Raw genomic sequence first — 25548 nt, 5'->3', positions numbered from 1 at the left:
GGCGGTGGCGCAAGCTTTGCGCGAGGCGGGGGCTGCAAATGCAGAGGCTGAGCCCCCCGACACCTCACCTTCGAGACCCTGTGGGCGCGGTATCGCCAGCAATTGCCTGCATCGCCGCTTGCTTCGGGGTGAAACCGCGGGGACCCTGGTCGGGTCGTACGAGGGTCGATGCTGCGCACCTTTTTGTCAGCTCTGGACTACGGCGGGTTCGGCCTGCACATCGATGACCTGGTCGAGGGCGCCGCGATGGCGACCCGCGGCTGCTTTACCCGCATCGGCTCGTTCTGGTGGGGCGGCCCGACCGGACCGAGCGGCGGCGCGGACGTGTGCGCGTCGTCGGTGGTCGTCGACGTGGCGTTCCTGGCGCTGCTGGTGATCGCGGTGATCGCGGTGGTGAGGATCCGCCAGCGCGGCGAGGAAGGCCGATTCGAGCTGGCGCGACGCTACCTCGAAAAGGGCATGGATCCCCCGCACGATCTGTTCCCGTCGTCGGCCCAGGGCGACCTGCGACGCGGGATCGTGCTCATCTTCGCCGGCCTGGGTCTGCTCGGCGCTTCGGTCAGCATGCCCGGCCTCGGCCCCACGGGCCTCATCCCCGGCTTTATCGGTCTCGGCTATCTCGCTTCGTTCGCCGCGTCGCGCAAGAGGAACTCATGAGCAAGGTGTCCACAGCAGCGCTCTCATGGCTCGGGTTCGGGCTCCGCAAGACCCAGAACCTGGCCGATCTCGGCGACGAGGCGCTGGTCCAGGCGGCCGGCCGAGCCGACGGTGAAAAGGCGTTCGGCGAGCTGCTCCGGCGGCATCAGGGCAAGGTCCGCGGCCTGCTCCTGCGCCTCACGAGCGACCGCAACCTCGCCGACGACCTCGCGCAGGAGGTGTTCCTCCGCGCCTATCGCGGTCTGTGTGGCTTCGAGGGCCGGGCCCGGTTCTCGACCTGGCTGTACCGGATCGCCTACAACGTCTATCTGAACCACCGCGCCCGCGTGCGCGAGCTGGCGGCGCTGCCCGAGAACTTCGAGGCCGGCGCGATGGCCCCCGAGACGTCGACGTCGGCGAACCGCTGCGACATGCGCAAGGACCTCGACGCGGCGATCGGCGCGCTGCCCGAGCGCTACCGGGCGGTCGTGATGCTGTACTACCTCGAGGACGTGTCGTACCCGGAGATCGCGGAGATCCTCGAGCTGCCTCTCGGGACAGTCAAGACGCACCTCCACCGCGCCAAGCGGATGTTGCGCGAGCACCTCGACGGTTGGGGTTCGGGCGAGGTCGAGGCCGAGGATGCCTGAAGCATCGCCATCGATCGTCCGGCTGCGCGCCTTCCTCGAGGAGCTCGACGTGCAGTCGAGCACGCTCAAGCGCGACCCTCGCGGCCAGACGTGGTTGCCGCCGGAGATCCGATCGCTGGTCGAGTCCGATCCGGAGTGCCGCGCCGAGCTCGGCCGCTTCGTCGACCGCGAGCTCGAGCTGTTCGACAGCGTGCGGCAGCGCAACGATCCGATGTTCGCGAAGGACGTGTTGAACGCCACGCACTCGGTCGAGATCGCCGGCTCCGGGCTCGATCCGCGGGTCCGCAGCTGGATCCTCGGGCTGTTCTACGCGCTGGCGACGATCGCCGCTTACACCACGCTGGCGCCGCTGTTCGGGCTCAGCGAGCGGGGCAGCGTGCTGGCGCAGGCCCGCGCGGCGCTCGGGCTGGCGAGCGAGGCGACGAGCCCGAGCGCGTGGGGCCTGGCGGCGGTCGGCGCCGCGGTCGCGCTGGCGCTGCTGCTGGCGTTCATGCCGTGCCGGCGCCCGAGCTCGCGCGCGTGACCGGATTGTGTCGCCGATCACCGGCAGGCCGATCTCGGGGGCACGCGCAAGGCCGCAGGGCGTGAGTTGGCGGACGGCCGAGAGGCCCCTGGCGAGCGCGGCAATTCGCCCGTAAACCCGAGCGGGCGGCCCGCCCGCGCTAGGTTTCGCCGCGGCGGCGAGACGGTGCATAGTTCAGAGGCAGGCCCGTCCAAGCGCGCCAGGAGACAACATGCCCGTTTCACGCAGACTCGCTTCCATCGCCCTCGCCGCCGCTTGCTGTGTCGCCGTCGGGACGGCCACGCAAACGGCCAAGGCGGGTGATGGCACCGTCAACGTGCTGGTGATCAAGGAGCACGGAGTCGGCAGCGCGGCGCAGGCCCAGCCCTTGATCGACAAGCTCATCGCGGTGGTGGCGAAGCAGAACGGCTGGACTGCGAGCGCGGGCAAGTACCTCACGAGCCGCGAAGCCGCGGAGACGCAGATCCACTCGGTCGACCCGCACTACGGGATCATGTCGCTGGCCGCGTTCCTGGCCCTCGGTCCCAAGCACAAGCTCGACGTCATCGGCCAGGCCGAGGTCGCTCAGGCCGGCGGGCGGCAGTACCACATCATCAGCAAGAACCAGGCGGACCTGGCCGGCTGCAAGGGCAAGACCCTGGCGAGCGACCACGCCGACGACCGCAAGTTCATCGACAAGGTGATCGGCGCCGGCAAGTTCACGCTCGGCGACTTCACGCTGGTCGAGACCAAGCGGCCGGTGCAGACGCTGAAGAAGGTGACGAGCGGCGAGGCCGAGTGCGCCCTCGTCGACGACGCGCAGCTGGCCGAGCTCGGCAAGATCGAGGGCGGCGCGGCGGTGAAGTCGATCTGGGCGTCGGACAAGCTGCCGCCGATGGTGGTCGTCGCGTTCCCGTCGGCGCCCGCGGCGGAGCGCAAGGCGTTCCAGAGCAGCCTCGGGAAGATCTGCGCCGGCGACGGCAAGGCGACCTGCCGCGAAGCCGGGCTGTCGGCCTTCAAGAGCGCGAGCGCCTCCGACTACGCCAGCGTGATGTCGGCCTACGACAAGTGACCGCGTGGCGAGCGCCGTGGTATTCCTGCCGGCGATGCGCAGCTCGCTCCTCGCCGTCATCCTCGTCGCGCTCGCCGGTTGTCGCCCGCACGGCAACACGCAGAACCCGAAGTTCGCGGCGGCCGCCGAGGCCCACGACCCGATCGCCGTGTACGAGGCGCTCGAGGCCCAGATCGACGCCCAGACCGACAAGCCGTCCGATCGCGAGGACGCCTACGCGCTGATCTCGAGCTGGGAAGAGGACACGGCCGCCTACGCGTTCGCCCGCGCCGCCATCGCCGGCCGGCTGGCAGAAAATCGCGGGCTGCAGGCGGGCGGGCTGGTGACCGAGGCCGAGGCGTACGCCCGCAAGGCCCGCGAGAAGGAGCCCGACTTCCGCGAGGGGGCGGCGACGCATCTGCTCGGGTCGCTGTACGTGGCGGCGCCGTCGCGGCTGCTCAAGCACGGCGACTCGGAGACGGGGATCGAGCTGCTCGAGAAGGAGGTCGAGGCCCACCCGGAGCGGCCGATCGCCCAGCTGCGACTGGCGAGCGGCTACATCACGCTGGGCGACTCGGACTCGGCGAAGGAGCCGCTGTGCGCGGCCAAGGGGATGGAAGATCGGCTCGGTGCGGGCGATCGCCGGCTGCTGGCGAAGCTGATCGAGGAGGCGGGCGGCGCGGCGGCGCTGGCCTGTCCGGCTCCCGTCGGCGGGGCCGCGGAATGACGACCGCCGCCGGCGGAGGCCCTCGCCGGTCCGAGCGGCAGGGCCTGAGCATGACCGCCGATGCCGACGGGTTCGCTCCGCAGGACGAGGGAATGAGGACCGAGAGCGGGCTGGGCCAGTCCGAGCGGCTGGCCCGAGCGGCTCCGAGGGACGGACGCGAGCGGCACGGCTCGGCTCGGCAGGACGAAGGTGTGACGAGCGAGGGGCGGCGCTGCCGGTCCTTTGGGACATGGCGGAAAGCGCTGGTCGCTTGGGCCATGTTCTTCGGGACAGGTACGGTCGCGTGCCACTCGCGCCTGCCGCGGCTGTCCGAGCAGGGCCGCCACGAGGAGGTGGTGGCCCGCGCCGGGCAGGCCCGGATCCTGCCGCGCGGCAAGGCGGCGCGGGCGTGGGCCCGCTCGCTGGTGGCGCTCGGGCGGGCGGACGAGGCGCGGGCGGTGCTGCTCCGCGACTTCCGCAAGCACGCCGAGCTGCCCTCGCTGGTGGCGCTGGCCGACCTCGAGGCGACCGAGGGCCTGACCGGGCTGGCGGCGGCGCACTACGCCCGCGCGGCCAGCCTGGAGACCGATCCGCTGGCCGGGCGCCAGGACGTCTGCGGGCTGTTCCGGCGCCGGGCGGCGCGGTTCCTGGCCGAGGGCGAGGCGCTGGCGGCCGACCTCGACCTCCGGCGGGTGGCGATGATCTGTCCCAAGGGCAAGTCGAGCGCCGACGAGGTGCAGTGGCGGGCCGACCGTGCGCTGCACGAAGAAGTGGTGGCGGCGGCGAAGATCCAGGCGCGGGCGCAGCGGACGCTGGTCGGCTGCGAGGGAGCGCTGCCGGCCGCCGTCGCTCGACGCGCGCACGCAGGCGCTGACGCAGGCGCTCGCGCAGGCGCGGGCGGCCGGACCGGCGGCGCTGCGCGAGGCGGCGGCCAGGCTGGCGGTGCAGCTCGATCCGGGCGACGTGGCCGAGCTGCTGGCGGCGGAGCTGCGCGGCGAGCTGGGGCTCGACATCGTCGACCTCGACGAGCTGCGCGGGTGGATCGGCGAGTCGGCGGCGGCGGACGTGGTGGCGGCGGCGGACGCCCGGGTGTCCCAGCTGGCGCGGGATTACGTGCGGCTGCGGCTGGCGCAGCTGGGGCCGGGCTACGAGCTGCCGGGGGACGACGCGGCGCGGTCGACCGCGAGCACGGTGATCCGCCTGCTCGACGCGGCGGACGACGACCCGGGGGCGGCGGCGATGAGCTGGCGGGTGTTCGTGCTGCTCGGAGATCTGCCGAGCGCCGAGATGGCGCTGACGGGCAGCCTCGGCGGCCGGGCGGCGCCGGGGCGGGCGGCTGCGGTGGCGGACGACCTGGCGCGGGAGACGGCCGGAGAGCGCGGAGCCGACAAGGCGGACGCGAAGCGGGGCCCGGCGGGCGGCAAGAAGGTGTCCGGAGGGACAGGTAAAGCGACTGCCCCCGCGGGCGCGGAGAAGCTGTCCGGAGGGACAGGTGAAGCGACGGCCCCCGCGGGCGCGGCGAAGGTGTCCGGAGGGACAGGCGAAGCGACGGGCCCGGCGGGTGCTGCGAAGGTGTCCGGAGGGACAGGCGAAGCGACGGGCCCGGCGGGCGTTGCGAAGCTGCCCGGAGGGACAGGCGAAGCGTCGAGCCCGGCGGGCGTTGCGAAGATGTCCGGAGGGACAGGCGAATCGTCGAGCCCCGCGGGCGTTGCGAAGCTGTCCGGAGGGACAGGCGAAGCGGCGAGCCCCGCGGGCGCTGCGAAGCTGTCCGGAGGGACAGGCGAAGCGACGGGCCCGGCGGGCGATGCCAAGCTGTCCGGAGGGACAGCAGGTAGCGCGGGCCGGTCCGAGCCGGCTGCGAGCGGGCCGGCGCAGCGGTCGGTGCCGCCGCCGGCGTTGTGGTCGGCGCGCGCGGCGGTCGACGCCTCGACGCTGCCGCGGCTGCTGCAGCTGGCCCGCCTGCGCGGGGCCGCGGGGCGGCGCGACCAGGCGCTGGCGATCGCGGCGTGGGGGCTGGCCGAGGGGCAGGCGCGCGGGTTGCCGGCGATCGCCGAGCTGGCGGCGGCCGAGGCTCGACACGAGCTGGCGGCGGGGCGGCCGTGGGGGCGCTGGCCCTGGCCACGGTGGTCCGCAGCGCGCCGACCGACGACCTCGTGCGGGCGGCCGGCTCGGCGATCGTGCTCGAGCGGGCGGCCTGCGGCGAGCGCTGCGGCGACGCCGACGATCGCGCGGCGGTCGTGCAGGTGTTCGGAGAGACATGGCTTGCGGAGCAGGAGCGACGCGCCACCGAGTCGGCCCACGCGCGCGCCGGCGGGGCCGCGGGGGGCCGCGTGCCCGCTGCTGGCCGAGTCGCTGGCCCCGGGGGCGAGCGGAGCGCTGGCGGAGACGCTCCGGCGGGCCCGCGTCGAGGGCCTCGGGGCGCCGGAGCTCGGGGACGCGCTGCGCGGGGCGATCGAGGCCGACCTGACGCTCGACTGCGCCGGGCGGGTGGCGGTGCCGCTGATGTACGCCGCCGACACGCGGGTGGCCGTGGAGGCGCTGGCCGACACCCTCGCCCACGTGCCGCAGGAGGTCGCGGCCGGGCAGCTGGCGCTGCAGTCGGAGCTGGCGCTGGTGCTGGGCCGCCGCGATCACGCCGATCAGCTGGCGCAGGCGGCCGCGGCGGCCTCGGCCGATCCGCGCGCGGTGTGGCGGCGAGCGGCGCGGATGGCCGGGTGGATCGACGCGCGGCACTACGAGCTGCTGTCGCTGCGGCAGTTGCTGCTGCACGGGGTCGAGGGCGCGGAGGCCGAGGACGTGCGGCTGCGGCTCACGGTGCGGGCGGTGCGGGACGCGAACGACGCCTGGGCGCCGCGTCAGGCCGAGGCCGGCCGCGAGGCGCTGATCCGCGGGGTCGAGAGCTACCTCGCCGAGGTCCCGCCGGCGCGCCGCTGGCACGCGCGCGAGGCGCTGGCGCTGGCGCTGGCCGAGTACGCGTGGACCGACGAGCAGGCGGCCGCGCTCGTGCGCGCGGCGCTGTGGCCCGAGCTCGCGGTGGTGCTCACGCACCCGGCCGGGTTCCGCCGGATCGAGCGGGCGTTCGGCGGCGATGTCCCCGGGGTCACGGCGCCCGCCCTGGCGCCGGCGCAGCTGGCGGCCGAGCTGGCCCCGCTGACGCCGCTCGGCGATCCGCGGCTGGCGGTCGGGAAGGACATGTCCAAAGGGCAAGGTGCTCAGGGACCTGTCGACAAGGGCATGGCCAAGGGGGCAGGTGCTCCGGGACATGGCGCGAAGGACAGGACCGACGGCTCGGCGGCGGCGGGCGCGGCCCCGCTGCCGGTCGAGGCCGAGGCGTTCTGCGGCGTCGACGCGATGCAGCCGGCCAGGCTGGCGGCCCTGCGCGGGCTGAGCGGCCAGGCGCGGGTGCGAGCGGCCGCGGCGCTGGCGACCACGGGCGACGCGGCGACCCGCAAGGAGGCGCTGCAACAGCTCGTCGCCGGGCTCGATCCGGGGCGCCGCGGGGCCGTGCTCGACGCGGTGATCGTGGGACTGGCGGCGGCGCCCGGCCGCGGAGCGGAGGCGATGGTGGTGAGCGACGACGACCTGCTGGCGATCGTGTTCGGGCTGGTCCGCGAGCCCGCCCGCCAGCCGCGCGAGATCAAGGGGCAGGACGGGTGAGCGCGCCGCGCTCGCGCATGGCGTTTGGAGCAGGAATTTCGGGCCATGGACTTCGGGCCAGATGAACGAGGGAGCGAGGCCGGCGCGGTGCCGCTGGAGCCGGCCGGGCTGACGCGGCCGACGACGGGCTCGCGGCGGGCGGACGCGGGGGCGAGGCCGCCGGAGCGGGCGGCAGCGCAGCGGTCCTTCAGGACATGGTGGAAGGGGCATGTGCTGACGGGCATGTTCTCTCTGACATGTCTCTTCGGACCTGGCTGTGAGGCCAGCAGGCCCGAGGCGCGTCCGCGCCGGTCGCCGCGCCGCGGCCGGCCGCGCCGGCGCCGGTGGCCCGGATCGTCACGGCCGACCTGTGGCAGGATCTGATCGCGCAGCGGCCGGGCGCGCTGACGCTGGTCGACGGGCGGCTGGTGGTCGAGCTCGGGCGGGTGCAGGCGCGGGCCAACCTCGACCTGGGGACGGGCGCGGCGCTCCGGCTGGGCGAGGAGTTCGGCGAGGAGCGCGGGGCGCTGGTGTTCGGCGCCGGCGGGACGCTGACGCTGCCGCTCGACGGCAAGCTGGCGCCGAAGCTGCACCCGGACAGCGACGGGCAGCCGGGGCTGGCGATGGCGGTGACGCTGCGGGCGATGGTGCCGGGGCAGGCGGTCACGGCGCTGTGGAACGAGCAACCGCTGGCGCACCTGTCGATCGGCGAGGAGTGGGAGCGGCGGACGTTCTCGCTGCCGGCGGCGCTGGTGCGCGCGGGCGAGAACCGGCTGCGGCTGCACTTCTCGCGCCTCGGTCGCGGCGGGCAGCCGAGCGCGGCGATCGGGCGCGTCGAGGTCGGGCCGCGCGCGGCGATCGTCGCCGGGCCGGCGGCGCAGGCGGGCGGCTATCGCGTGCACGCCGGCGAGGGCGACGAGGTCTCGCTCGACCTGTCCCAGGGGACATCTCTGGTGTTCTACGCGCTGGCGCCGCGGCGCGGGCGGTTGCGCGTCGAGGGCCGCGGGGAGGTGGCGGTGCTGGTCAGCACCGACGCCGAGCACCGCGAGGGCCGGCCGCCGGCGCTGCTGCTCGACGGGGCGCTCGGCCCCGCGGGCCGCGACCTCGACCTCTCGGGCTACGGCGGGCAGCCGCTGCGGATCGAGGTGCGCACGCCGGCGGGCGGGGAGGGGCGACGCTGCGGGTGCTGCAGCTGGTCGCGGGTCGCTCGCGGCCGGTCGATCGCCGCGAACGCAAGCCGCGCGACCTGATCGTGCTGGCGGTCGAGGGCGCCCGCGCCGACGACCTGCTCGGGGTGCTGCTCGGCGGGCCGCGGTTCCCGGCGGTCGAGCGGCTGGCGGCCGAGTCGCTGGTGTTCGAGCGCGCCTACGCGGTGTCGCCGTGGGCGGTGCCGACCCACGCGGCGCTGCTGTCGTCGGTGCCGCCGCCCGGCCACGCGACGGTGCGCGGGACGTTCGTCGCCGACGGCCAGGTGCTGCTGCCGGAGCTGCTCGATCGGGCAGGTTATTACGGGGTCGCGGTCGCCGCCAACGCCGACTTCAACGCCGAGCGCGGGCTGGTCCAGGGCCTCGACTTCGTCCGTAACATGACCCAAGGGACAGGCTCCGGGAAGGACGCGCGATCGGTGGTGCGCGCGGCGCTGGAGGCGATCGCGGGCCGGCCGGCGCCGCGCTTCGTGTACGCCGACATGACCGATCCGCAGGCGCCGTACGACCCGCCGCGCGAGCACGTCGGCGGGCCGCCGCCGCCCGACGCGCCGCTGCCGCATCTGACGCATTTGTGGCTCGGGCGGGTGCGCGCCGGCCGGGTGGTGGCCGAGCCGGCCCAGCGCGACTACGTGCGCCGGCTGTACCGCGGCGAGCTGCAGGTGGTCGACGCGGCGCTGGCCGACCTGCTGGCGGCGATGGAGGAGCAGGGCGGGCTCGACGAGGCGGCGCTGGTGCTGGTCGGGCTGCACGGCGAGGAGTTCTTCGAGCACGGCGGGGCGCTGCACGGGTTCTCGCTGCACGAGGAGAGCCTGCGGGTGCCGCTGGTGATCCGCGCGCCGGCCCTGCTGGCGCCGGGGCGCGTGACGGCGCCGGTCGACCTGCTCGACCTGGCGCCGACGCTGGCCGACCTGCTGGGGCTGCCGTTCCCGCCGCAGTGGCAGGGCGACAGCCTGGTGCCGCTGATCGACGACCCCCAGCCGCCGCCCCGGCTGGTGGTCGCCTACCTCGGCGACGGCGCCCGCGCGGCGGTCCTCGGCGACTACAAGCTCATCGTCGGCAGCGGTCGCGACGCGCAGCGCCTGTACGACCTGGCGGCCGATCCCGGGGAGACCCGCGACCTCGAGGACGACGGCGGGATCGCCCTTCGCCTGACCCGCACCGCCCTGGCGTGGGAGACAGCCGCCGAAGGGCGGTGGAAGCGGAGCCGCTGGGGGACCGGCGCGGACCTCAAGCCGGCCTTTGCGCTCGACCACGGGATGTAGTAATCGCCGCGCATGGCATCCGGCCCCGCTCTCCTCGAGTCGATCCCCAAACTCGTCGCCGCTCGTGACGCCGCGGCGCTCGTCGCCCTCCAGGACCACGACGACAAACAGGTCCGCAAGGCCGCGCGCAAGGCGATCCACACGCTGCGCAGCAAGGGCGTGACGATCCCCGAGGCCGACGCCCCGCGCGGCTGGTCGGCGGGCGACCTCAAGGACCTCCGCGGCGACCTCGCGGCGGTGGCGGTCGTCGACACCGAGAGCACGCCCGGCCTGTCGCGGGTGATGATCAGCGCGCCGCAGGAAGAGCGCAGCTACCTGTGGGTGGCGGCGATCAGCGGCCGCGACCAGATCGTCGACTTCGCCACGTACGTGCAGACCGACGGCCAGCGCTCGCGGATGATCCGCGACTGGGACCGCGGCAGCGACCGCCGCGTGCCGGCCGACTGGGCCCGCGCCCGCATCCGCTGGGCCCGCGAGCAGACGCTGTCGTCCGGCTTCGCGGTGCCGCGCCAGCTCGACGACATGCTGGTCCACCTGGGCGAGGCGCCGGCGAGCCGCCCGACCAGCTTCCTCGACGGCGTGCTGCCCCCGGTCGACTTCACGCCCGACAAGGACAACGTGATCATGACCCTCGCCAACGCGCGCGTGAACGTGTGGCCGCCGGTGATCGACGTCGAGCCGATGATGCGCCGCGTCAACGAGAAGCACCCCGACCTCAACGAGCAGAGCGCCGAGGACGCCCGCTACGACGCGCTGCTCGACGGCGCCCGCGGCGACGAGACGCTGCGCGCCGACCTCAAGGCCCAGGTCGCCAACCTGCTCGAGGACAGCGCGATCACGCTGTGGCTCGGGGGCAACGACGTCGAGGCCGCCAAGGTCCGCGTGCTGGCGGCGGAGATCCGCCTGGCCGCCGAGCCCGAGGCGCTGCCGTGGATCGGCCGCCTGCTCGGGTTCCAGATCGCCAGCACCTTCGCGTACCTGTCCCGCCAGCAGCAGGGGCAGTGAACCTGATCTTGCTGCGACCGGACGAGCTCGCGCCGGCCGAAGCGGGCTCGTACCGGGCTGTCCTTTCGGACAGACGACTGCAGCACCTGCGCGAGGTCCTGCGCGCGCGCGCCGGCGACGAGGTCGGCGTCGGGGTCGAGGGCGGGGCGATGGGTCGGGCCACGATCGTCGCCGTCGACGACCACGCGGCCAAGCTGCAGGTGCGCCTGTCGGACCCGCCGCCGCCGGCCCTCGACGTCACGCTGGCGCTGGCGCTCCCGCGGCCGCCGACGCTGCGCAAGGTGCTGCAGCAGGCGACCGCGCTCGGGGTCAAGCGCTTCGCGCTGTTCCGGGCCGAGCGGGTCGAACGCAGCTACTTCTCGAGCCACGGGCTGCACGCCGAGGCGATCGCGGAGGACCTCCGCCTCGGGCTCGAGCAGGCGCGCGACACGATCGTGCCGACGGTCGAGATCCACCCGGAACACTTCGGCCGGTTCGTCCGCGAGCGCCTGCCGGCGCTGAGCGAGGGCCGCGCTGCGCTGGTGGCCCACCCGGGCGCGCCGACGCCGTGCCCGCGCACGCCGACAGGTCCGGTGACGTTGATCGTGGGACCCGAAGGCGGGTTCATCCCGGCCGAGGCAGCCGCGCTGGCGCAGGTGGCCCAGGCGATCGACCTCGGGCCGCGGATCTTGCGGGTCGAGACGGCGGTGGTGGCGCTGCTTGCCCGCCTGTCGCCGTGACGACCGGCGCGTGAGCGTCGAGTCCCGACGACGAAACGACTTCGGAGGTCGTGCATCACCGATCTCGTCGGTCGGCTCCCCTCCGAGGTAGCGATGACGGTGGCGCTGCTGACCCCGCCTGTCGCCGTGAGTTGAAAGGCGAACATTGAGCCCCGACGACGAAGCGACTTCGGAGGTCGTGCGATCGCCGATCTCGTCGGTCGGCCCACCTCCGAGGTCGCGCGGGGGGCCCTCGTGTGGTGCGCCCGTTCGAAGCCATCGCGGGTGAGGTCGGCGAGGGTCGGCCTCGACACGCGCGAGGCGCCGGTCTAGCGTTCCCGGCGGGTGACTGCTCCCCGCACCAACCCCGCGGCGCGCTGGCTGCTCGGCGCGGCCGTGCTGGCGATCCTGGCCCTCGGCGCCAACCCGGCCCGCAAGGCGTTCGTGCGCGCGCTCGTCGGGCGCGACGGACAGGTCCCGATGGACATGTTCCTCGGGACAGGCTCGGGTCCGGGCCTGGCCCCCGCGGCGCACGTGCGGGTGGTGCTGCTCGACGGCCTCGGGGCTGCGGCGGCGCGCAAGCTGCCGGCCCTGTCGGCCGTGTGCGCGGCCGGGCAGGAGCTGCGGATCGACGTCGGCTTCCCGACGGTCTCGCTGCCGGTGCAGGCGGCGCTGTGGACCGGGCGGACGCAGCAGCAGTCGGGCCTGCAGTACCGCGCGACGCAGCTCGAGGCGCCGCCGCCCGGCGCGAGCCCGGCCCAGGTCGCGGACAGCGTGGCCCTCGCCGAGTCACACCCGGAGATCGTGCGCTCGTTCGGCCGCGACCACGCGCCCCGATCCGTCGCGCGACCCCGAGGACCCGGAGGCGTGGCGCGCAGCGTTCCCCGAGCACGCGGTCGCGGCGGTGGCGTCGCCGTCGCGACTCGTGCATGTGCACGTGCTGCGCGTCGACGAGGCCGGCCACGCGGCGGGCGCGGCCTCGCCGGCCTACGCCGAGGCGGTCCGCGGCGCCGACGAATTGCTGGGCCGCCTGCGCGCCGCGGGGCCGGCCGACGCGCTGTGGTTCGTCCTCGCGGACCACGGGCATCGCCCGGCGGGCGGGCACGGAGGCGAGGAGCCGGAGATCCGGATCGTCCGCGGCTGCGTGGCGGGGCCAGGGATCGCGCCGTCGCCGACGATCGCGTCGATCCACCTCGTCGACCTCGCGCGGGCCCTCGCCGACGCGCTGGGGGCCGAGCTCCCCAGCGACGCTCGCGGGCGTCCGTGGTCCGACGCGCTCGCCGATCCGGCCCCGGGCGTGACCCTGCCGCGGCCGGGACCTCTGCGCGTCGCCGTGGCGGGTCTGCTGGCGGCGCTCGGCCTGGGGTGGGGTGTACGATCGGACAGGTCGTCCGCGTGGTGGCGGCGCGTGCCGTGGGCGCTGCTGCTGGCGCTCGTGGGGATCGCGGTGATGCACGGCTGGCCGTCGCTCTCGGACCCCCGGTGTTCGCGCCGCGAGGTCAGCAGCTGTGGTTCGCGTGCGTCCCCGCGGGCGTGCTGGCGCTGGGGCTCGGGCTCGCCGGACAGTCGCCGCGGGCCCAGCTGGCGCCGGCGCTCGGGCTGCTGGCCGCGGCGCTGGTGCTGTGTCGGGCGCCGGACGTGTGGCTCTTGCCGGGTCTCGGCCTCGGCGAGCCCGGTCCGCCGCTCATGCCCCGCTGGAGCGCGACGGTCAGCGTGCTGTTCGTGGTGGTCTGCAGCATCGCCGAGGGCGCGGCGCTGGCGTGGCTCCTGCTGCCGCTGTCGAGGCGGGTGCGTTCGCGGATGCGGGCTGGGGCGTGACGCGGCCTGTGTGGCCAGCAGGGCCGTAAACTGGGCCCGGATCGCCGGGGCGATCGTGCTTGACGCTCCTGGCGCGGTTTGGGATTGCTGCTGTGGCGGGCGACAGGCGTCGCGCGCGGAGGGACGACGGCGATGCTTATCCTTCGTGGCTTGCGAGTGGTGCTGTTCGGCGGGCTTCTCGTGGCGCCCGCCGGCTGCGGCGACGACGACAACCAGACCAGCGGGTTCTCCGGGTTTGCGACCAACCAGCCGACCAGCGCGACGAACCCGAACACCACGCCCGGCACCACGCCTGGCACCACGCCCGGCACCAGCGACACCACCAACGACACGTCGGGCGATCCGGGACGAGCACCACGCCGGTCGACACGACCAGCGTCGATCCGACCTCGACCAGCACGCCGGCGACCTCCGACCCGCCGGAGACGACCTCGGAGCCGAACACGACCGACGAGACGACCTCCAGCTCGAGCTCGTCGTCGAGCACGAGCACGACCACCGGGTCGACGTCGAGCTCGACCACCGACGACACCAGCTCGTCGTCGAGCTCGAGCACGACGATGATGATGACGACCGACCCGCCGCCGGCCAAAGATCCGCAGCCGGCCACCGGCCTCTACTCGAACTGCTTCCCCAGCGAGATGTGCCCCGGCCTCAACGGCGGCGGCTGCCTCAGCCTGCAGGACGCCGACATGGTCGCGTTCGACGGCTTCTGCACGGTGCTGTGCCAGACCGAGGCCCAGTGCGCGCCGAAGCCCAACAGCCCGGCGATCACGCGCTGCCTCGCCATCGACGCGATGCAGAAGGCGTGCTTCCTCGAGTGCGTGACCGACGCCGACTGCCCGACCGGGATGGCGTGCGAGCTGGTCGGCCTGCCCAACGGCGACGGCAACTACTGCTGGTGAGTCAAGCCGCCGCGGGTGAGGCGGCTGACATGACCAAGGGTCAGGTCAGCGGCCCGCGCCGCGGCGCTCGGCTATGCTCGGGTCCGCGTGAACGCCCCCGCCTCCGCGGCCGAATCGGTCGACCTCGCGCTGACCGGGATGCGCTGTGCCAACTGCGCGCAGACGATCGAGCGCGCGCTGGCGCGGGTGCCCGGGGTCGCGGCGGCGCAGGTCAGCTTCGCCAGCGAGACCGCCTCGGTCGCGCTGGCCACGACGGCCCCGGCGACTCGCGGGGCGCTGGTGGCGGCGGTCGAGGGCGCGGGCTTCGGGGTGATCGTCGGCGCCGACGCGACCGACCTGTCCGTCGAGACAGCCGCGCGCGCGGCTGAACTTCGGGCTAGCTGGCGCCGCTTCGTGGTCGGCGCGGCGTGTACGGCCCCGCTCATGGCGATCAGCATGGGGCGCGACTTCGGGGCGCTGGAGGACCGGCCGTGGCTGCCGTGGCTGATGCTGGCGCTGACGCTGCCGGTGCTGGCGTACACCGGCGGGCCGCACTTCCGCGGGGCCGCGCGGGCGCTGCGGGCCGGCCGGGCCAACATGGACGTGCTGGTGGCGCTCGGGGCCGGGGTGGCGTTCGCCGCCAGCGTGCCGGTGGTGCTCGCGCCGGCGGCCGGGCATCACCTGTACTTCGAGACAGCCGCGGCGATCGTCACGCTGGTCGCGCTCGGCCGCCTGCTCGAGGCGCGCGCCCGCGGTCGCGCGGGCGAGGCGCTGCGCTCGCTGCTCGAGCTGCGACCGCGCAAGGCACGGGTCGTCCGCGACGAGGTCGAGCTCGAGCTGCCCGCCGAGGCGGTCAAGGTCCGCGACGTGGTGGTGGTCCGCCCGGGCGAGGCCATCCCGGTCGACGGCCGCGTGATCGCGGGCGAGTCGGCGGTCGACGAGAGCGTGCTGACCGGCGAGAGCCTGCCGGTGGCCAAGGGGGTCGGCGACGCGGTGGCGGGCGGGACGATCAACGGGCCCGGGCTGCTGCGCGTGACGGCGACGCGCGTCGGCGCGGCCACTGCGTTGTCGCAGATCGTCCGCCTGGTGCGCGCGGCCCAGGCCAGCAAGGCGCCGGTGCAGGCGCTGGTCGATCGGATCGCGGGGGTGTTCGTGCCGGTCGTGGTCGGCCTGGCGCTCCTGACCTTCGGGACATGGCTGTTGCTGTCGTCGCACGGGGCCGCGCACGCGCTGATGCGGGCGGTCGCGGTGCTGGTGATCGCGTGTCCGTGCGCGCTCGGGCTGGCGACGCCGACGGCCATCGTGGTCGCCACCGGGGCGGCCGCGCGCCGCGGGCTGCTGTTCAAGAACAGCGCGGCGCTCGAGGCGATGCGGGCGGTCCGCGTGGTGGTGTTCGACAAGACGGGGACGCTGACGCTCGGCCGCCCCGAGCTGCAGGCGATCACGCCGGCATCGGGAGTGGCCGAGGACGAGCTGCTGGCGGTGGCGGCGGCGGCGGAGCAGGGCAGCGAGCACCCGCTCGGCCGGGCGATCGTGGCGGCCGCGCGAGCCCGCGGCGCGCAGCTGCCGGCGCCGACGGGGTGCGAGCGATCGGCGGGCGAGGCCTGCGAGCGCTGGTCGACGGGGCAGAGGTGTGGATCGGGACGCAGGCCTGGCTCGCTTCGCAAGGCGTGGCGGTGGCAGGGCGGACGGAGCGTCCGACCGGGGGCGTGGGTGCAAGAGGGAGCGCGGGGCGCGAAGACCAGGGCGATCGTGTCTCCGCGGACATGTTCCAGAGCGCGGATGCAGGCGCGGGGCGCCAGGCCCAGGGCGATCGTCTCTCCAGAGACATGTTCCAGAGCGCAGATGCAGGCGCGGGGCGCCAGGCTGATGCTGTTTTCAAGGACATGTCCGAAAGCACAGGAACGACTCCGGGCGCGCGCGGTGCGGCTGAGGCTGTTGTCTCTGGGGTTATGTCCGAAAGTGCAGGTCATGTCGCCGACTCGAAGCGATCGCATGGCGCTCGGGACATGTCCGATAGAACATTCGATCCGCCGGGCCGCACGCGCGTGTACGTGGCGCGCGACGAGCAATTCTTGGGATCGATCGCGCTGGCCGACGCGCCGCGGCCCGAGGCGCGCGAGGTGGTTGCGGCGCTGCGCGGGCAGGGGCTGCGGGTCGCGCTGCTGACGGGCGACCGGCGGGCGACCGGGCTGGCGATCGCGTCGATGGTCGGGATCGAAGCGGCGGACGTGTACGCGGAGGTGCTGCCGGCCGACAAGGCGGCGACCGTGGCCGCGCTGCAGCGCGCGGGCCCGGTGGCGATGGTGGGCGACGGGGTCAACGACGCGCCGGCGCTGGTGCAGGCGGACGTCGGCGTGGCGATCGGCAGCGGCACCGACGTCGCGGTCGACGCCGCCGACGTGACGCTGCTGCGCAGCGACCTGCGCGGACTGCTCGACGCGCTCGCCATCGGCAGGGCGACGGTCCGCACGATCCGCCGCAACCTGTTCTGGGCCTCGGCCTACAACCTGGTGCTGATCCCGATCGCGGCCGGCGCGCTGTATCCCTTGAGCAGCCTGCCGGGGTGGTTGCGCGCGCTCGATCCGGCGCTCGCAGCCGGGGCCATGGCGCTGTCGAGCGTGACGGTGGTGGTGAGCAGCCTGGCGCTGCGGCGGGTCGTCGCGGACCGCTGAGCTCGCGCCCGCTCGAGCGGCCGCCTGGAGCCGGCGTCGCAGCGCGCGGGGCGGCGAGGACGCGACGTCGGACGCGTCGGGGGTCGCCGCATGCAGCCTGCGCCGGCGAGTGGAAACCGTGCCGAGCGGCGGCCGATCGGGGCCGCGACGAACGGGCGGCGAATCGTGCTACGGATCGCGCATGTTCTTCCAGGAAGCGCCAGGCCGCCCCGATCTGTTCGCCAGCGACGAACCCTTGCACGCGCTGCTGCGTCAGCGCCTGCCGCCGGAGGTGCTGCAGGAGATCCGGCCGCAGTACGAGGCGATCGGGCGCGCGACCACGGGCGAGCTGTGGGACTGGATGATGCGCGCCGAGGCCGAGCCGCCCGTCCACGTGGCGTACGACCCGTGGGGCCGCCGGATCGACGAGATCCGGACCTCGCCCGCGTGGAGGAGCTGCGCAAGTTCTCGGCCCGCCACGGCCTCGTCGCCACCGGCTACGACGACCGCCTCGGCGAGCACCGGCGCGTGGCGCAGGCTGTCCTTTTGTACCTGTTCTCGGGGACATCCGCGACCTACTCGTGCCCGCTGGCGATGACCGACGCGGCGACGCGGGTGCTGCTCGACCTGGCGCCGGGCGGTCTGCGCGATCGACTGGTGGCGGGGCTGACCTCGCGCGACCCCGACAAGTTCATCACCTCGGGTCAGTGGATGACCGAGCGGACAGGTGGCTCGGACGTCGGCAACAGCGAGACGATCGCGCGGCCGTCGCGGGTGGTCGGCGACGAGAGGCGCTACACGCTGCACGGGGTCAAGTGGTTCACGTCGGCGACGACGTCGGAGATGGCGCTGACCCTGGCGCGCATCGACGACGGCGGGACGACGCCGGGCTCGCGCGGGCTGTCGCTGTTCTGCGTCGAGATCGGGCGCGAGCCGGGCCGCGGCTGGACGGGCATCCAGGTCAACCGGCTCAAGGACAAGCTCGGCACCAAGGCGCTGCCGACGGCCAAGCTGACGCTCGACGGGGTCGAGGCGACGCTGATCGGCGAGCCCGGCCGCGGGGTGGCCAACATCTCCGGGATGCTCAACGTGACGCGGCTCTACAACGCGATCGCGTCGGCCTCGGGGATCCGCCGCGCCTGCGCGCTGGCCCGCGACTACGCGACGCGCCGCTCGGCGTTCGGGGCCCGGCTCATCGATCTGCCGCTGCACCAGACCACGCTCGACGACATGGACGCCGAGGCGGCGGCCGTGCTCGCGCTGGTGCTCGAGGGCGCGGCGCTGCTCGGGCGCAGCGAGGCCGGCACCGCCACCGAGGCCGAGCGCCGGCGCCTGCGCGCGCTGATCCCGATCGCCAAGCTGACGACCGCGAAGCAGGCGGTGTCGATCGCCTCCGAGGCGCTCGAGTGCTTCGGCGGCGCCGGCTACGTCGAGGACACCGGCGTGCCGCGGCTGCTCCGCGACGCGCAGGTGCTGACGATCTGGGAGGGCACGACCAACGTGCTGTCGCTCGACGTGCTGCGCGCCGAGGCCCGCGAGGGGGCGTTCACGGCCCTGGTCCAGGACCTGGCCGCCCGCGCCGAGCGCTCGTACGCCAACGTCGCCGCCGGCGACCTGGCGACCCTGCGCGCCGGGGTCCGCAGCCTCATCGGCCAGGTCAAGGCGAACATGTCCCGCGGCGAGGCTGCGATGCAGGCCGGCGCCCGCAAGATGGCCCTGACCACCGGCTACCTCACCGAGGCGCTGCTGCTCGCCGAGGCCGCCGCCGCCGAGCCGATCGCCGGGGAGCACCTGGCCCGCTTCATCGCCCACCGCCTGCGCGGCCCGTTCGAGGGCTGAGCCGGCGATGCGGTGACCTGGCTTTCGGGCCAGGTCGACGAAGGCTGGTCTTCGGGACACGTTCTCAGGGCGGGGTCGCTCGGCTGCGAGAAAACTGCGCGGGCGGCCCTGAGCTCCGGGAGCAGTTCGGCGGGGCCGCGCACCGGCTCGCTGCGCGGCGCCCTGCTGGTCTTCGAGGCAGGTCGGCGGGGCGCCGGCTCACCATGCGCGCCTGGTCTTCGGGGCAGGTCGGCGGGGCGTCGCGGCGGCTCGCTTCCTCACGTCGCGCGGTCGAAACCACCGGCCCGGGTGGGGGCGTCTGCGGAGGGGCGTCCTGTTCGCTGCAGCGCGGTCCGATCGCGGAGCGAACCGCCCGGCCGCGACTTCGCCTACGATCGAGACGACCATGCCGATCCGCGTCCGTCATCGACCTCGCTGCGCCGCGCTGGCGACGGCGGTGCTCGTCGGCGCGCCGGTGCTGGCCTTCGCCGCCCCGCAGACGGCCCGGGCGCTCGAGAACGCGGGCCTGAACGGGGCGGTGAAGGACAAGCAGACCGGCGAGCCGCTCGCGGGCGTCCTCGTGATCGCGCAGTGCAACTGCCTGCAGGGGACGCGCCAGACCCAGACCAACGCCGACGGCATCTACGCCTTCCGCGACCTGCCGCCCGGCATCTACACGGTGCAGGTGCTGTACCGCGAGAACGACCTCAACCGGATCGTCGAGCTCATCCCGGGGGCGAAGGTGCGGATCGACTTTCAGCTCGCGCCCGATCAGCGGTGGGTCGAGACGATCGTCGTCGACGCGGCGCCGATCCGGACCGACGGCGCCAGCGTCACCAAGGTCGACGTCGAGCGGATGCGCAAGATCCCGATCGGCGGCACCAGCCGCGACTACACGGCCGTCGTCGACATCGCCCCGCTCGCTGGCAAGGACGCCGGCGGGATCCGGATCGCCAGCGCCACCAGTGCCGAGAGCAAGTACGTCGTCGACAGCCAGAACTCGACCAGCCCGGCGTTCGGCACCGTGGGCGCCAGCATCGTCCAGGAGTTCGTCGACGAGGTCGAGGTGGTCGAGGGGGTGTTCGACGCGGAGAACGGCGGGGCCAGCGGCGGCCTGGTGCGCGCGCGCCGGATCGGCGGCACCAACAAGCTGCGCGGCGTGGCGCTGTTCCGCTTCACGCCGCGGATCGCCCAGCCGCGCTTCATCGACGCCACCGACGAGTCGCTGCGCGTGGCCGAGATCTACAACTACGAGATGCAGGGCGTGGTCACGCTGTCCGGCCCGATCGTGCGCGACAAGCTGTTCTTCGCCGTCGGCGTGGCCCCGAGCGGCAGCAACAACTCGCTGGTGCAGTCGTTCTTCCGCCGGCGCGACAAGGACCTCTCGGGCGGCTACGAGACCTGCCCGTACGCCAACGGCGTCAACGACTGCGCGGCCAACGGCAACTACATCGACACCGTCAAGTTCGCCGAGCAGAAGTTCCGCACCGGCCGCTTCGACCTCGGCTGGACGGCCAGCCTCGACTGGCAGATAAGCCCGCGCCACCGCCTGCGCCTGTCGGGCGGCGGCGGGCCGAACTTCCGCCGGCGCAGCTTCCGGCAGCCGCCGGGGTCCGAGCCCAACGCGTTCGGCACCAACCCGAACGCGACGCTGGGCGGCGCCTCGCGGGTCGCCTCGGGCGTGGTCAACGACAGCTTCGGCGTCGACTACGGCAACGGCACCGGCGTCGGCCTCGAGTACGAGGGGCGGGCGCTGAACGACAAGCTCGAGATCGACGGCTACCTCTACTACACGCGCTTGCGCAGCCAGCAGGCGTGGAAGCTCGACCACGAGCGGATGCGCCAGATCCCGCTGACGCAGGAGCGCGACACCCAGGGCCGCAACCTGTACGACCTGCTCGACCGCGACGACGCGGTGCGGCTGGTGCAGGGCGTCGGCGACGCGTGCAACGACTCGAACCTGCCGGGCCTGACGTGCCCGACGCGGGTGTGGCTGTCGGGCGGCATCGGCTCGCACTCGAGCACGCAGCAGGACCGGATCGGCGGCGGGCTCGCGCTGACCCATTTCTTCTCGGGCAAGCGCGCCGGGGCCCACCAGTTCAAGTACGGGCTCGAGATCGACGGCTCGCAGATCCGCCAGCGCTCGGCCTACTCGGGCGGCAACGACCCCGACTTCTACGCCAACTGTCCCCAGGGACAGGTCGGCGGCGGCGAGTACTGCTACGATCCGGCGAGCGGCGAGTACAACATCAACAACGTCAACCGGGTCAACAACAACCGCGTGATCCTGGTCCAGTCGGACAACCCCGATCAGCGGCAGACGCTCGGGTTCGGCCGCGTGCGCTACGAGCAGGACGACCTGCGGGCGATCGCCACGCCGGTGGGCGCGGGGGTGCGGGTTCCGGCCTACGCCTCGTCGCTGTCGAGCCAGAACTACGCGCTGTTCGTCCAGGACAAGTGGTCGATCCTCTCGAACCTCTACGTCTCGGGCGGCGTGCGCTGGGAGATCCAGGAGCTGCGCGACGTGTTCGGCCGGCGCGGCCTGCTCATCGCCGACAACGTCGCCCCGCGCGCGAGCTTGGTTTACGACTGGACCGACGAGGGCAAGAGCCGGCTGTACGTCAGCTACGGATGGTTCTACGCCCAGATCCCGGCGATCCTCGGCAACCGGATCTTCGGCGGCCTGGTCAACGTCACCCGCTCGTACCGCAACTCCGACTGCGAGGCGCCGGTGACGATCGGCGGGGTGACGCACGACCGACTCGAGGGCGGCGCGCCGACCGAGTACTGCACCGACGGCAACACGAACACCAGCGGCCTGACCTTCGGCGCGGTCGTACCTGACCTCAAGGGCATGTACGTGCAGCGCTTCAACGCCGGCTACGAGCACGAGGTGGTCGAGGACCTGCTGGTCGGGGTGCGCTGGCAGCACGACGGGCTCGGGCGGGCGATCGAGGACGTGTCGCCCAACGGCGGCCTCAACTTCCTGCTGGCCAACCCGGGCGAGTCGGTGTCGCGGGCCGACATCGCCCGCCAGGAGGAGCGCTGCGCCGAGCTGCAGGCCACCGCCGACGCCACCGCCGAGGACGACCCGCAGCGGCAGAGCGTCATCCGCGAGCTCAGCCGCTGCCAATTCCTGGCCTCCTCGTTCAACTCGATCGGCGGCCTGTTCTCGCGCCCGATCCGCAACTACGACGCCTGGGTGTTCCAGATCACCAAGCGCTTCGCCAAGAACTGGGTGTTCCAGGGCAGCTACGTCTACAGCCGGCTGATCGGCAACTACGACGGGTTCGTCGATCGCAACACCGGCGCGATCAACATCGGCGCCAGCACGACGTACGACATCCCGGAGCTGGTGCGCAACAGCTACGGGCCGCTGTGGGACAACCGGCCGCACCAGCTCAAGCTCGACGGCTACTACACCTTCGACCTCCGCCGCGGCGGCCGGCTCACGCTCGGGCTCAACCTCCGCTACCAGTCGGGCTCGCCGATCAGCGTCTACGCCGACAACAACCGCTACCAGGGGCAGTCGCTGGTGTACGTGCTGCCGCGCGAGGCCGGCGGCCGGCTCGAGCCCAACTACTTCGCCAACCTCGGCGTCTCCTACGCCTACCCGCTGCCGGGCGAGCTCGAGCTCGAGGTGTCGGCGCGCCTGGTCAACCTGACCAACTCGAAGGCGGTCCTGCGGGTCGACGAGACCTACTCGTTCGCGCAGAGCCGGGCGATCGCCGGCGGCGACTTCGACGACCTCAAGCACGCCAAGGTCCAGACCGCCAACGCGCCGACGGCCTTCTTCCAGCGCACGGTCCTGCCGGCCCAGGGCAACTTCGGCGTGCAGACCCAGTTTCAGCAGCCGATCGGGGCCCAGTTCGAGGTCCGGCTGCGGTTCTGAGCGGTCCGAAGGGACATGTCCGGGAGGACATGTCCGAGGCGCTAGGTCGCTTCGGACATGCCCCGGAGGACAGCCGCGAGCGCGGCGGCGTCGAGCGCCTCGAGGCGGCCGCCGAGCTCGACCTGGCAGCCGCCCGGCCACACGCGGGTGCGGTGCTCGGGGAACGGCGCGAGGGCCACGAGGAACGACTCGGGCAGGCGCTCGAGCCGGCGGGCGTCGCCGCGGGCGCGGTGGCCGGCGACCAGCGGGTGCGGCTCGTCGCCCGCGCGGCCCGGGACGAGCTCGACGTCGGGCGCGCCGCGGCCGAGCACGCCCGCTTGCAGGACGACGTGCCAGGCGCCGCGGTCCTGGCGGGCGCGCAGGTCGACGGCGACGCGCGCGACCTCGCCGCGCAGGGCGATCACGGCCCCGCGCTGCTGCTCGAGCACCGTCGGCGCCGGCAGCTTGAGCAGGGCCGCGGCCTCGGCGACGATCGCCTCGAGCGGGACCGCCGGGGCCTGGGTGCGCGGGGCGGGGGCCGGCGCGCCGACGACGGTGTCGAGGGCGAGCAGCAGGCCGGCGCCGGTCATCAGCACCAGCTAGGGCGTCGACAGGCCGAGGCCGGCGCACAGGAGGATCACGAGGCAGAGGCCGCGCACGTGATCGCGGCGCGACAGCAGCGAGGTGGTGGTCAGCGCGAATACGACGAACAGCGCCAGCATGCCGCCGACGATCCGCCAGCCCGGGAGGTAGCCGGGGTAGGGCAGCTCGAAGCCGAGGAGCGAGCGCGCCAGCTGACCGACGGCGGCCTCGAGCTCGCCGAAGCGCAGGGTGTAGCTGCGGTGCAGGGTGAAGCAGGCGACCGCCGACAGGCCGAGCGCGGCGCCGTGGAGGCCGCGCTCGGCGCGGGGGCGCATCACCGCCACGCCGAGCAGGGCGGCCACGCCGACGCTGACGAGGATCGGCGCGGCGCCCTCTGTCCCGAGGGGCATGCCCGAAAGGACAGACTTGCCCGCGAGCGCGCAGCGGACCGCGAGCGGCGTCAGCAGGGCGACCGCGCCCCAGCGCAGCGCGAGCGGCTGGAGCTGCGACCACAGGGCCGCGAGCGCGAGCGGGACGGACAGCAGCAGGCTGGCCGTTCCGACCTGTCCCAAGAGACCGATGGGCGCGTCGGCGGCGCGCGACAGGTGCTCGGCCAGCAGCAGCGCCGCGCCGACGAACGCCGGGACCGCGGGGATCAGGCGCGAGCGCCCGAGCTTGGGGTCGGCGACCCAGCCGATCGCCACCGTGACGCAGGCGGCGGCGCACAGGATGGCGAGGAAGTGATGCAGCAGCAGCTCGCCGTGGTAGGCGAGGCCGAGCAGCGAGCCGCGCAGGCGCACCAGCAGCGCCGCGACCACGACCGCGGGCAGGCCGAGGGCGACGCACACGAGCAGCGGCCGGTGGCGCTGCCACACGACCACCCCGGCGCCGATCGCCAGCGCGGCGGCGACGAGCAGGTAGATCGTCGGGCCCTCGCGAGCGGCGCGCATGACCGCGGCGTCGCTCGACAGCGACAGCTCGAGCGTGGCGACGAGCTGAAGGATGCCGGCGAAGGCTGCAGCCGCAGCGAGGGCGTGAGTCTTTGGCGTGCGACCTGTCACGCGACTCTGTGCGGCGTCATGAGGGCGAGACGCGCGGCGAATTGCCGTGCGTGGAACCCGTGCAGGGTAGCACGCCGGACGGCTCGCACGGACCGCCGCGACGATCCTCGGGGGCGAGCGAGCACGCACGCCGGCCCCGGCCGGGGGCGCCGGGCTCGGCGGGAGTGGCGGACGGACCGCGCCACGTTCGGAGGCGGCAGCGCGGTGGTCGGCGCGCCGGGCGTCGCAGGGAGCTCCGCCCCGGCGCGGACGAACTCGAGGCCCGAAGCTCGGGCGCCCCACGAGCCGGAGGCTGCGGGGCGCTGAACTTGCTCTTTGAAGGGCGATTAATGGGATTCGAACCCATGACCTCTCGGACCACAACCGAGCGCTCTAACCAGCTGAGCTATAATCGCCGTGTTGCTGACGTGTGCCCCGGGCGACCGGGGAGGCGGTGTGTAACACAGGCCGATGGGGTTGGCTAGCCCGATTGCGTCGGTTTTGCGCCGCGGTCCTCGCGGGGGGAGGGGGCGGCGCGAGCTGGCCGGCGGCGGGGTGGTCCTTGCAGACGCGGAGCCACAGCGGCACGACCTCGGCCAGGTCCTCGGCGACGGCGCGCGGGACGACGCAGTGGGCCAGGCCGTGATGGCTCATGTACGCGACGATGGCGGCCCGGCCCGCGGCGATCTCGGCGTGAGCTCGGGCTCGAGGGTGAGGCGGCCGAGCGAGCCCTTGTCGGTGGGGAAGTGGAACGCCTCGGCGCGCTCGCTCGGCAGGCCACCGACCGGGTCGAGGCGCGTGCGCTCGACGACGCGGCGGACGGTGTCGTAGATCTCGCTCTTGCCGGCCTTCTTGAGGGCGGCGACGTCGAGGCCCGACTTGGGCCTGGCCGGGGCGGCGGGGGCGGGCTTGGCGGCGGGTTTGCCGGCCGGCTTGCCGGCCTTCTTGCGCTCGGCGGCGGCGAGTTGCTCCGGGGTGACGAGGCCCGCGGCGGCGAGCTTGGCCTTGAGGTCGAGCATGGGCGGCGATCTATAGCTCAGGCGGCGCTGCTGAGCATCGCCTGCAGCAAGGTGGCCTCGAGCTCGGTGAGGCCGACGAAGCGCAGGCCGAGCCCGGGGAAGCGACCCTCGCGGGTGCCGCCGAGGCGCACGACCTCGGCGTCGAGCACGAGCGGGTTCTTGGCGTCGCCGCGGTGCATGGTCAGGCGCACCGTGGTGCCGACGGCGACGGTGCGCGCAGTGGTGACGAAGGCGCCGCCGGCCGAGAGGTCCAGGGTTTGCCCGCGCACCTGGCCTTCGGGCGTGTGGACCAGCGAGTCGATGCGGACACGCACGCGCGGGAAGGCACGGCGCTCGTGACGAACGGTCAGATCTCCCATGGCCCTCATCCCGGCGAACCAACAGCGCCGACGACCGACGCCTCACCTTCTTGTGCATCAATTCGCGGGGCGCGCCAGAGACGGTGACGCCGCGGGTGTGTCCGGTCGCACCCGTGGGCCGGCTTGACCGTCCGCGCGGGAGCGGTCCA

General features: G+C 74.0%; 21 protein-coding genes, 1 tRNA gene and 2 pseudogenes. 18 read left to right on the top strand and 6 right to left on the bottom strand.

What is annotated here, in order from left to right:
- Window positions 1-168: 168 nt before the first annotated feature.
- The 12 genes and pseudogenes from OV079_RS14165 (at window position 169) to OV079_RS14115 (ending at window position 13172) form a co-directional block, all read left to right on the top strand.
- On the top strand, window positions 169-657 hold the full coding sequence (locus tag OV079_RS14165; RefSeq protein WP_267768975.1) for a DUF6249 domain-containing protein: 489 nt from the start codon (window positions 169-171) through the stop codon (window positions 655-657).
- Window positions 654-1286, top strand: a complete 633-nt coding sequence (locus OV079_RS14160; protein ID WP_267768973.1) for an RNA polymerase sigma factor — start codon at window positions 654-656, stop codon at window positions 1284-1286. The genes OV079_RS14165 and OV079_RS14160 overlap by 4 nt, the downstream gene beginning before the upstream one ends.
- Window positions 1279-1809, top strand: coding sequence for a hypothetical protein (locus OV079_RS14155; protein ID WP_267768972.1), 531 nt, complete (start codon window positions 1279-1281; stop codon window positions 1807-1809). The genes OV079_RS14160 and OV079_RS14155 overlap by 8 nt, the downstream gene beginning before the upstream one ends.
- A 316-nt stretch (window positions 1810-2125) precedes the next feature.
- Window positions 2126-2860 carry a PhnD/SsuA/transferrin family substrate-binding protein gene (locus tag OV079_RS14150; RefSeq protein WP_267768971.1) on the top strand — a complete coding sequence of 245 codons (735 nt, stop codon included), beginning with the start codon at window positions 2126-2128 and terminating at the stop codon, window positions 2858-2860.
- A 34-nt stretch (window positions 2861-2894) separates the two neighbouring features.
- Window positions 2895-3566, top strand: coding sequence for a hypothetical protein (locus OV079_RS14145; protein WP_267768968.1), 672 nt, complete (start codon window positions 2895-2897; stop codon window positions 3564-3566).
- Between the two features lie 732 nt (window positions 3567-4298).
- Window positions 4299-7202 carry a hypothetical protein gene (locus OV079_RS14140; protein ID WP_267768965.1) on the top strand — a complete coding sequence of 968 codons (2904 nt, stop codon included), beginning with the start codon at window positions 4299-4301 and terminating at the stop codon, window positions 7200-7202.
- Window positions 7203-7525: 323 nt separating this feature from the next.
- A complete protein-coding gene (locus OV079_RS14135; protein WP_267768963.1) occupies window positions 7526-8431 on the top strand; it encodes a hypothetical protein in 906 nt (301 codons plus the stop codon).
- Entirely contained in the window at window positions 8365-9651 is a 1287-nt protein-coding gene (locus OV079_RS14130; RefSeq protein WP_267768962.1) for a sulfatase-like hydrolase/transferase, read from the top strand. Before OV079_RS14135 ends, OV079_RS14130 begins: the two co-directional genes overlap by 67 nt.
- A 12-nt stretch (window positions 9652-9663) precedes the next feature.
- Window positions 9664-10656, top strand: coding sequence for a hypothetical protein (locus tag OV079_RS14125; RefSeq protein WP_267768960.1), 993 nt, complete (start codon window positions 9664-9666; stop codon window positions 10654-10656).
- Window positions 10653-11375 (top strand): 16S rRNA (uracil(1498)-N(3))-methyltransferase, encoded by a 723-nt coding sequence (locus OV079_RS14120; protein ID WP_267768959.1) that lies wholly within the window; start codon window positions 10653-10655, stop codon window positions 11373-11375. The genes OV079_RS14125 and OV079_RS14120 overlap by 4 nt, the downstream gene beginning before the upstream one ends.
- A gap of 328 nt (window positions 11376-11703) precedes the next feature.
- Window positions 11704-12435, top strand: a pseudogene (locus OV079_RS57870) (alkaline phosphatase family protein); the annotation flags it as partial.
- 401 nt (window positions 12436-12836) lie between these two features.
- Window positions 12837-13172, top strand: a complete 336-nt coding sequence (locus OV079_RS14115) for a hypothetical protein (protein WP_267768958.1) — start codon at window positions 12837-12839, stop codon at window positions 13170-13172.
- A gap of 136 nt (window positions 13173-13308) precedes the next feature.
- On the opposite strand, the gene OV079_RS14110 is transcribed toward OV079_RS14115, so the two are convergent.
- Entirely contained in the window at window positions 13309-13728 is a 420-nt protein-coding gene (locus OV079_RS14110) for a hypothetical protein (RefSeq protein ID WP_267768956.1), read from the bottom strand.
- Between the two features lie 4 nt (window positions 13729-13732).
- On the opposite strand from OV079_RS14110, the gene OV079_RS14105 reads away from it, so the two are divergent.
- From OV079_RS14105 to OV079_RS14080, 6 genes and pseudogenes are all read left to right on the top strand, one after another.
- On the top strand, window positions 13733-14077 hold the full coding sequence (locus OV079_RS14105) for a hypothetical protein (RefSeq protein ID WP_267768954.1): 345 nt from the start codon (window positions 13733-13735) through the stop codon (window positions 14075-14077).
- Between the two features lie 87 nt (window positions 14078-14164).
- Window positions 14165-16225, top strand: a complete 2061-nt coding sequence (locus OV079_RS14100; protein ID WP_338088899.1) for a heavy metal translocating P-type ATPase — start codon at window positions 14165-14167, stop codon at window positions 16223-16225.
- A complete protein-coding gene (locus OV079_RS14095) occupies window positions 16111-16731 on the top strand; it encodes an HAD-IC family P-type ATPase (RefSeq protein WP_338088898.1) in 621 nt (206 codons plus the stop codon). Before OV079_RS14100 ends, OV079_RS14095 begins: the two co-directional genes overlap by 115 nt.
- Window positions 16732-16912: 181 nt before the next feature.
- A pseudogene (locus OV079_RS14090) lies at window positions 16913-17110 on the top strand (hypothetical protein); the annotation flags it as partial.
- Window positions 17111-17157: 47 nt separating this feature from the next.
- Window positions 17158-18549, top strand: coding sequence for an acyl-CoA dehydrogenase family protein (locus OV079_RS14085; RefSeq protein WP_267768950.1), 1392 nt, complete (start codon window positions 17158-17160; stop codon window positions 18547-18549).
- 385 nt (window positions 18550-18934) lie between these two features.
- The gene (locus tag OV079_RS14080; RefSeq protein ID WP_267768948.1) at window positions 18935-22420 is read left to right on the top strand and encodes a TonB-dependent receptor; all 3486 of its coding nucleotides are present in this window, start codon (window positions 18935-18937) and stop codon (window positions 22418-22420) included.
- A gap of 41 nt (window positions 22421-22461) precedes the next feature.
- Here OV079_RS14080 and OV079_RS14075 read toward each other — a convergent pair whose 3' ends face one another.
- From OV079_RS14075 to OV079_RS14055, 5 genes are all read right to left on the bottom strand, one after another.
- Window positions 22462-22989: a hypothetical protein gene (locus OV079_RS14075; RefSeq protein WP_267768946.1), complete on the bottom strand. Its 528-nt coding sequence runs from the start codon at window positions 22987-22989 to the stop codon at window positions 22462-22464.
- A gap of 9 nt (window positions 22990-22998) precedes the next feature.
- The gene (locus tag OV079_RS14070) at window positions 22999-24042 is read right to left on the bottom strand and encodes a hypothetical protein (protein ID WP_267768945.1); all 1044 of its coding nucleotides are present in this window, start codon (window positions 24040-24042) and stop codon (window positions 22999-23001) included.
- Between the two features lie 321 nt (window positions 24043-24363).
- Window positions 24364-24437 (bottom strand) — tRNA-His (locus OV079_RS14065).
- 234 nt (window positions 24438-24671) lie between these two features.
- Window positions 24672-25040, bottom strand: coding sequence for a hypothetical protein (locus OV079_RS14060; RefSeq protein WP_267768944.1), 369 nt, complete (start codon window positions 25038-25040; stop codon window positions 24672-24674).
- Window positions 25041-25057: 17 nt separating this feature from the next.
- Window positions 25058-25399 (bottom strand): PilZ domain-containing protein, encoded by a 342-nt coding sequence (locus OV079_RS14055; protein ID WP_267768943.1) that lies wholly within the window; start codon window positions 25397-25399, stop codon window positions 25058-25060.
- Window positions 25400-25548: the final 149 nt, after the last annotated feature.

Origin of the sequence: Nannocystis pusilla (assembly GCF_026626665.1) — a bacterium.
GTDB classification, from domain to species: domain Bacteria; phylum Myxococcota_A; class Polyangia; order Nannocystales; family Nannocystaceae; genus Nannocystis; species Nannocystis pusilla.
The sequence above is the reverse complement of the archived record's forward strand: the minus strand, read 5'-3'. Positions and strand labels throughout refer to the sequence as shown.

Coding starts and splice junctions, on each gene's coding strand:
- OV079_RS14165 (WP_267768975.1), top strand. CDS start 169: ATGCTGCGCACCTTTTTGTCAGCTCTGGACTACGGCGGGTTCGGCCTG.
- OV079_RS14160 (WP_267768973.1), top strand. CDS start 654: ATGAGCAAGGTGTCCACAGCAGCGCTCTCATGGCTCGGGTTCGGGCTC.
- OV079_RS14155 (WP_267768972.1), top strand. CDS start 1,279: ATGCCTGAAGCATCGCCATCGATCGTCCGGCTGCGCGCCTTCCTCGAG.
- OV079_RS14145 (WP_267768968.1), top strand. CDS start 2,895: ATGCGCAGCTCGCTCCTCGCCGTCATCCTCGTCGCGCTCGCCGGTTGT.
- OV079_RS14125 (WP_267768960.1), top strand. CDS start 9,664: ATGGCATCCGGCCCCGCTCTCCTCGAGTCGATCCCCAAACTCGTCGCC.
- OV079_RS14105 (WP_267768954.1), top strand. CDS start 13,733: ATGATGATGACGACCGACCCGCCGCCGGCCAAAGATCCGCAGCCGGCC.
- OV079_RS14080 (WP_267768948.1), top strand. CDS start 18,935: ATGCCGATCCGCGTCCGTCATCGACCTCGCTGCGCCGCGCTGGCGACG.
- OV079_RS14075 (WP_267768946.1), bottom strand. CDS start 22,989: ATGACCGGCGCCGGCCTGCTGCTCGCCCTCGACACCGTCGTCGGCGCG.
- OV079_RS14060 (WP_267768944.1), bottom strand. CDS start 25,040: ATGCTCGACCTCAAGGCCAAGCTCGCCGCCGCGGGCCTCGTCACCCCG.
- OV079_RS14055 (WP_267768943.1), bottom strand. CDS start 25,399: ATGGGAGATCTGACCGTTCGTCACGAGCGCCGTGCCTTCCCGCGCGTG.